At 71.7% G+C, this 6678-nt stretch carries 6 protein-coding genes; 4 read left to right on the top strand and 2 right to left on the bottom strand.

Translation table 11 applies throughout. The features are described from left to right. Together HW577_RS18015 and HW577_RS18010 are read right to left on the bottom strand one after the other, a co-directional pair. The coding region (locus HW577_RS18015) for an imm11 family protein (RefSeq protein WP_198377527.1) at window positions 1–340 on the bottom strand (340 nt) is incomplete at its 3' end. Between the two features lie 94 nt (window positions 341–434). Next, window positions 435–1316, bottom strand: a complete 882-nt coding sequence (locus HW577_RS18010) for a diacylglycerol/lipid kinase family protein (RefSeq protein ID WP_232475037.1) — start codon at window positions 1314–1316, stop codon at window positions 435–437. 215 nt (window positions 1317–1531) lie between these two features. On the opposite strand from HW577_RS18010, the gene HW577_RS18005 reads away from it, so the two are divergent. From HW577_RS18005 to HW577_RS17990, 4 genes are all read left to right on the top strand, one after another. Next, window positions 1532–2341 carry a UDP-2,3-diacylglucosamine diphosphatase gene (locus tag HW577_RS18005; RefSeq protein WP_198377526.1) on the top strand — a complete coding sequence of 270 codons (810 nt, stop codon included), beginning with the start codon at window positions 1532–1534 and terminating at the stop codon, window positions 2339–2341. Window positions 2342–2348: 7 nt separating this feature from the next. Continuing rightward, the gene (locus HW577_RS18000) at window positions 2349–3407 is read left to right on the top strand and encodes a glycosyltransferase family 4 protein (protein WP_232475036.1); all 1059 of its coding nucleotides are present in this window, start codon (window positions 2349–2351) and stop codon (window positions 3405–3407) included. 384 nt (window positions 3408–3791) lie between these two features. After that, entirely contained in the window at window positions 3792–5234 is a 1443-nt protein-coding gene (locus HW577_RS17995) for a M20/M25/M40 family metallo-hydrolase (protein WP_198377525.1), read from the top strand. Between the two features lie 11 nt (window positions 5235–5245). After that, window positions 5246–6678 (top strand): M28 family peptidase (locus HW577_RS17990; RefSeq protein WP_198377524.1); only part of this gene is annotated, 1433 nt, incomplete at its 3' end.

The following is a 6678-nucleotide window of genomic DNA, read 5'->3' as shown; positions in this document are numbered from 1 at the left end:
TCGGCTTGCCGTTGGGCCGGCGGATCATGATCGGGAAGAACTGGTGCAGGCCGGGTTCGAAGGCTTCCACCACCTCCCGGAACTCCGCCGAGACGCCCCAGCAGGCGACGACCGGCAGGAAGTCGGCCAACGCCTGGTGCTTCGAGGTGAGCCAGAACTCAGGCTTCACATCCCCGGGTTCGAAGCGGATGCCCTTGTTGCCGAAGTCGAACCCTCCAAGAGGCGTTCGTCGTTCACCGGCGCTGGTAAGCACGCCATGCGCCTCCGGCCCCTCGATCGGTGCCCCGTTGACCACCGGCCTCAGGCGCGTGTCGTGCGCGAACTTGATCATCGCTGCCATCGGGTCCCGCCCTCCACGCTCGGCGCCCAAAAGTTAGAAAAGGGAGGGGGCTCGGGAGAGGTTCCCCTCCCCCGCATCCGCCAAGCCCGGGGGGTCACGGTACCACGATCCGCATCGGCCGCGGCGCGGGGCCGATCTCGACCGGCAGCCCGCCGGCGGCATCGCCATCCGCCTGGGCCGGCACGCCAATCCCAGCCAGCCGCACCGTCCCAGCGCGGATCAGGTCTACGCCGCGCAGCCGCGGCAGCAGGCCGAGCGGCAGCGCCGCGCCGTAGCGCATCGCCGCCAGCACGCCCGCGTCGCGGAACAGGGCGACATGGAAGCCTTCCGCATGCGGGTCGGCGCCGGGGGCGAGAAGGAAGCGCCCGGCATAGAGCCGGCCCTTCGTGACGATCACGCTCGCCGCGTCCTCCCGCCGCCCGTCGAGCTCGGCGGACACGGTGGGAAAGCGATAGCGCGGCATCTCCCGGATCGTCTGCAGCACATAGGCGCCCTTGCCGATGACGCGCTTCAGCCCGCCCGGAAGGTGATGGACCACCGCCGCGTCGAAGCCGGCGCCGAGCATCTGCACGAACAGCACCTGTCGCCCATCGGCGTAGCGCGCGAGTCCCGGATGCAGCAGCGCGGTGCGCCCCATCGCAAGCACCTCCGCCGCGCGGGCGGGGCTTCGCGGCAGGCCGAGTTCCAGCGCGAGCACATTCGCCGTGCCGAGCGGCAGCACGCCGAGCGCGCTGTCCGATCCCGACAGCCCCGCTGCGACCTCGGCGATCGTGCCGTCCCCGCCGGCGGCGACGATGGTGCGGACGCCGTCGCGCGCGGCATCGCGCGCAAGCTTCGTCGCATGGCCACGACAGGTCGTCTCCGCTACCTCCGGCCGCATGCCGAGGCCGCGCATCACGTCGAGCGCGGCAAGCAGCCGGCGAAGGCGCCGCCCGCCGGCGGCGGGGTTGAAGACGATCATCATGCGCCTGGGCATGGGCAGGGCTTCTGGCAGTGCTGCGGTGACGATTCGGGGACGGTTGCGCGTCCCTGGAATGACATGGCGCGTCCGCAACGCCATGGACAGCATGCTTCATCCAAGATTCACGCGCGGCCCTCGATCCGCGGGCTATCCGCCCGCGCATCTGCAGCACGCCGTCGAATCGCGCGGGACGCGCCCGCGCCGCCCGCGGCGCACGGAGACCGAGCCGGATGCACGAGACCGCCCCGCGCCGCCGCTACCGCAGCATCTTCCTCTCCGACGTGCATCTCGGCACCAAGGGCTGCCGCAGCGACTTCCTGGTGGATTTCCTGAAGCGCGTCGAATGCGAGCGCCTGTACCTGGTGGGCGACATCGTCGATGGCTGGCGGCTGCGCCGTTCTTGGTACTGGGATGCCGACCATGACGAGGCCATCCGCCTGGTGCTGCGCATGGCGCGCCACGGGACTGAGATCGTCTACATCCCCGGCAACCACGACGAGATCTTCCGCGACTGGCTGGGGCTCGAGGTGGCGGGCGTCAGGCTGCAGCGCGAAGCGGTGCACGAGGCCGCGGACGGGCGCCGCTTCCTCGTCATCCATGGCGACGAGTTCGACGGCGTGATCCGCTACGCGAAGCTGCTCGCCCATCTCGGCGACTGGGCCTATGACTGGGCGCTGACGCTGAACCGCTGGTTCAACGCTGCGCGGCGCAGGCTCGGCTATCCCTACTGGTCGCTGTCGCAATGGCTGAAGCGCCAGGTGAAGGAAGCTGTCAAGGCGATCGACCGCTTCGAGGCGGCGCTCGCGACCGAGGCGAAGCGCCGCGGCCTGGACGGCGTGATCTGCGGCCACATCCACCATGCGGAGATGCGCACCGTCTCCGGCGTGCTCTACATGAACGACGGGGACTGGGTGGAATCCTGCACCGCGCTCGTCGAACACGCGGACGGGCGCTTCGAGTTGATCGACTGGGCGCGGGAGAACCGCCTGTCCTTCGCCCGCGCGCCGCGCCGCGCCCCCGCCGCCCTGCCCGCCGCCTGAGGGTTCGATGGACGATGCTGGCGTGGCGCTGGCCGCCGACTGCATCGGTGCGCGGAGCGCGCCCTTGCGCATCCTGATCGTCTCGGACGCCTGGCACCCGCAGGTGAACGGCGTGGTGCGGACGCTGTCCATCGTGGTGGACCATCTGCGCGCGGGCGGCGATATGGTGGAGGTGATCGGACCCGACCGCTTCCTCAATATCCCCATGCCTGGCTATGCGGAGATCCGGCTTGCGGTCGCGCCGGGGCGGAAGCTCGCGGCACTGGTCGAAGCCTTCGCGCCGGAGGCGGTGCACATCGCGACCGAAGGCCCGCTGGGCTGGGCGATGCGGGCGTTGTGCCGCAAGCGAGGCTGGCCCTTCACCACCGCCTTCCACACGCGCTTCCCCGAATACCTGCATGCGCGCACGCACATTCCGCACGCCTGGTCCTGGGCGGTGATGCGCCGCTTCCACGAGGCCGGCGCGGGCACCTTCGCGGCCACGCGATCCTTGCGCGAGGACCTCGCTGCACGCGGCTTCACGAAGGTGCGGGCCTGGACGCGCGGCGTCGACCTCGCGCGCTTCCGCCCCGAGCCGCGCGACCAATGGAAAGGCCTGCCGCGGCCGGTCTTCCTTTATGCCGGGCGCGTGGCGGTGGAGAAGAATATCGCGGCCTTCCTCGCGCTCGACCTGCCGGGCAGCAAGGTGGTGGTCGGCGACGGCCCGGCGCGGGCAGGGCTGATGCACCGCTTCCCCGCCGTGCACTTCACCGGATACCGGGACAATGGCGCGCTCGCGCGGTCCTATGCCGGGGCCGACGTGTTCGTCTTCCCGTCCCGCACCGACACCTTCGGTCTGGTGCTGCTCGAAGCGCTGGCCGCGGGCACGCCGGTCGCGGCCTTTCCGGTGACCGGGCCGGTCGATGTGGTGACCGACCCGCGCGTGGGCGCGCTGGACGAGGATCTGCGCGCGGCGTGCCTGCGGGCGCTCGACTGCGACCGGGTGGCATGCCGCACACATGCGGAGCGCTGGTCGTGGGAGGCCTGCGCGGCGCAGTTCAGGGCGACGCTGGTGTCCATCGGGTGAGAGCGGGGGCGGCCCTGCCCCCGTGCTTATGCTCGAGCCGAACGGGAGGGCAAACGTTCGACGCGGGAGATGAGCGTCGCATCGCGCAGCGCGATGTCTGCCCAACCGGCCCTGGGCATGGCGATCTGGTTGCCGCTGAACTCGAGGCCGGGTGGATCGCCCGGGGCCGTCGCGTGGCGCGATGCGGCGGGCCTGGGCGCCACGCGCTCGAGCGTTATCCGGCGACTCTGATCCGGTGTGATCGGATGGTGCCGTAGGAGACAGATCTCCAGGCGCCCGAACCGTGCCGGCCTGGCACGCGGACCTGCCCGCTGGCGTCGAGGCCGCTTCACGGCCCGACCCTCCGGTGCCACGATCGCCGCGGCAGCGCAGGGGGCGGCGTGCATGGCGGGCTCACGGGACGGCGCGATCGCACGGGCCGCGCGGTGCTTCGACGACGGCGCCTTCCTCACGGCGCTGCGGCGCCTCGTCGCGCTGCCGACAGAAAGCCAGATGCCGGGGAGCCTGCCGGTTCTCACACGCTACTGCGACGAGGCACTGCCGGCGCTGATGCGGGGCATGGGCTTCGCGACGCGCGTGGCGGCGAACCCGCACGAGGGCCGCGGCCCGGTCTTCGTCGCGATGCGCATCGAGGACCCGGCCCTCCCCACGGTGCTGGTCTATGGCCATGGCGACGTGGTGCGCGGCCTCGCCGGGCAGTGGAGCGAGGGGCTCGACCCCTGGCAGGTCACGGTATGTGGCGAGAAGTGGTACGGCCGTGGCACGGTCGACAACAAGGGCCAGCACCTCATTGCCATCGAGTCGCTGCGCGCCGTCATTGCGGAGCGCGGCGGGTCCCTCGGCTTCAACGCGAAGCTGCTGGTCGAGACCGGGGAGGAGCAGGGCTCGCCTGGGCTGCGCGACCTGCTGCGCGCGCATCGCGGCGACCTGTCCGCGGATGTCTTCATCGGCCTCGACGGCCCGCGCCAGGCGACCTTCATGCCGGAGATGCGGCTCGGTGCGCGCGGCGGCGTCGCCTTCGACCTGATTGTCCATCTGCGCGACCACGCGCATCATTCCGGCCACTGGGGCGGCGTGCTCAAGGATCCCGCCTTCCGTCTCGCGCATGCGCTGGCGAGCATCGTGACGCCGGAGGGCCGCATCCTGGTCGAAGGCTGGACGCCGCCCGCCATCCCGCCAGCCGTGAAGCGCGCCATCGCGGGGCTGGTCTTCGAGGACATCCCCGGCCTGCCCGAACCCGATGCCGGCTGGGGCGAGCCCGGCCTGACCAAGGGCGAGAAGATCTTCGGCTGGACCAGCGTGATCGTGCTGGCGCAGGTGACCGGCCATCCCGACGCGCCGACCAACGCCGTCCAGGGGGAAGCACGCGCGCGAATGCAGGTGCGCCACGCGGCCGACGTCGCAGGGGCGGCGATCGTCCCCGCGCTGCGCCGCCACCTCAATGCGCGCGGCTTCGGCGACGTGGCGGTCGTGCCGGTGCTGGAGCGCGACATGTTCGGCGCGGCGCGGACTGATCCGGACGATCCCTGGGTCGCGACGGTGGCCGCATCCATCACGGCAACCGCCGGTCGCGCGCCGAACATCGTGCCGAATTCGTCGGGATCCAACCCGTCCGACATGTTCCTCGAGGAACTCGGCATCCCGGTCATCTGGATTCCCAACTCCTACGCCGGCTGCAACCAGCACGGGCCGGACGAGCACGCGCTCGCGCCGCTGCTGCGCGAGGGTCTCGGGCTGATGGCCGGGCTGTGGTGGGATATCGGCGCGGGCGCCGCGCCGAAGCGCCGCACGGCCCGAGACGCAATGCCGGCCCGGCCCGGCGGATGAAGGAGCACCGCATGCCGCACACCCTGCCCGAGAGCCCCGGCGCGCTCGTAAGCGGTCCGGAGATGATGGCGAACCTGCGCGAGATCGCGCGTTGGGTGAAGCTCTCCGGCACGGCGGAGGAACGCGAGGCACTTGGCTTCATCGAGCGACGGATGCGCGACTACGGCTACCGGACCAAGGTGCTGCTGCACGACGCCTATATCAGCCTGCCGGGCAAGGCTGCCGTGCTGGTGGACGGCGGGCCGGTCGCAGCCATCACGCAGTCCTTCTCGCTCTCCTCCCCGCCCGGCGGGCTGTCGGGCGTTCCGGTCCATCTCGGCCAGGGGACGGAGGCGGATTTCGCCGGTCGCGACCTCAGCGGCCGGATCCTGCTGATCGAGGGGATGGCAACGCCCGCCACCGCGCAGCGCGCGACGCGCGCGGGCGCCGCGGGGCAGCTCCACATCAGCCACCACGAGCATATCCACGAGATGTGCATCTCCCCCGTCTGGGGCAGCCCGGGCACCGGCACGCTGGCGGAGATGCCCGCAACGGTCGTCTGCTCGGTGGCGCAGGCCGATGGCGCGGCGATCCGCGACGCGCTGCTGGGCGGGCGCGCGCCGGTGGTGACCCTGCAGGCGGAGGTCGACACGGGCTGGCGCCCGACGCCGATCCTGGTCGCGGAGCTGGACGGGCCTGGCGGGGCGGAGGATCCCTTCGTGCTGCTCTCCGGCCATCACGACACCTGGTACCACGGCGTGATGGACAACGGCTCGGCCAATGCCGGCATGATGGAGGTGGCGCGCATCTGTGCCACGCGGCGCGCCGACTGGAAGCGCGGGCTCCGGGTGTGCTTCTGGTCCGGTCATTCCCATGGCCGCTACTCGGGTTCCGCCTGGTACGCGGATTCGCATTGGGACGAGCTCGACCGCCGCTGCGTCGCGCATGTCAACGTCGACAGCCTCGGCGGCACGGGTGCGAGCGTCCTCGCCAACGCCGCCGCCATGGCCGAACTCCATGCCATCGCCGCCGAGGCCATCACGCGCCACACCAACGAGGCCTATGTCGGCAAGCGCAAGAACCGCAGCAGCGACGACAGCTTCGTGGGGGTCGGCATCCCCTCCATGTTCGGCACGCTGAGCGAGCAGCCCGCCAAGCACGAGGCGGCGCGCAACGCGCTCGGCTGGTGGTGGCACACGCCGCACGACCTGATCGACAAGGTGGACGAGGCGAACCTGGTGCGCGACGCGCGTGTGATGGCCGATGTGACGTGGCGGCTGCTCGCCACGCCGGTCGTCCCGCTCGACCACGCGGCGAGCGTGGCCTCGCTGCTCGCGGAGCTTGAGCCGCTGGCCGCGGCGCTGGAGGATCGCCTGCCGCTCGTTCCGCTCGTGGCGGCGGCGACGCGCCTGCGGGCGGCGGCAGCCGAGGTCGCGCGGCGTGCGCCATCGGCGGGTGCCGGGGC

Source organism: Neoroseomonas rubea, from assembly GCF_016106015.1.
Lineage (GTDB): Bacteria > Pseudomonadota > Alphaproteobacteria > Acetobacterales > Acetobacteraceae > Neoroseomonas > Neoroseomonas rubea.
The sequence above is the reverse complement of the archived record's forward strand: the minus strand, read 5'-3'. Positions and strand labels throughout refer to the sequence as shown.

Coding starts and splice junctions, on each gene's coding strand:
- HW577_RS18010 (WP_232475037.1), bottom strand. CDS start 1,316: ATGCCCAGGCGCATGATGATCGTCTTCAACCCCGCCGCCGGCGGGCGG.
- HW577_RS18005 (WP_198377526.1), top strand. CDS start 1,532: ATGCACGAGACCGCCCCGCGCCGCCGCTACCGCAGCATCTTCCTCTCC.
- HW577_RS18000 (WP_232475036.1), top strand. CDS start 2,349: ATGGACGATGCTGGCGTGGCGCTGGCCGCCGACTGCATCGGTGCGCGG.
- HW577_RS17995 (WP_198377525.1), top strand. CDS start 3,792: ATGGCGGGCTCACGGGACGGCGCGATCGCACGGGCCGCGCGGTGCTTC.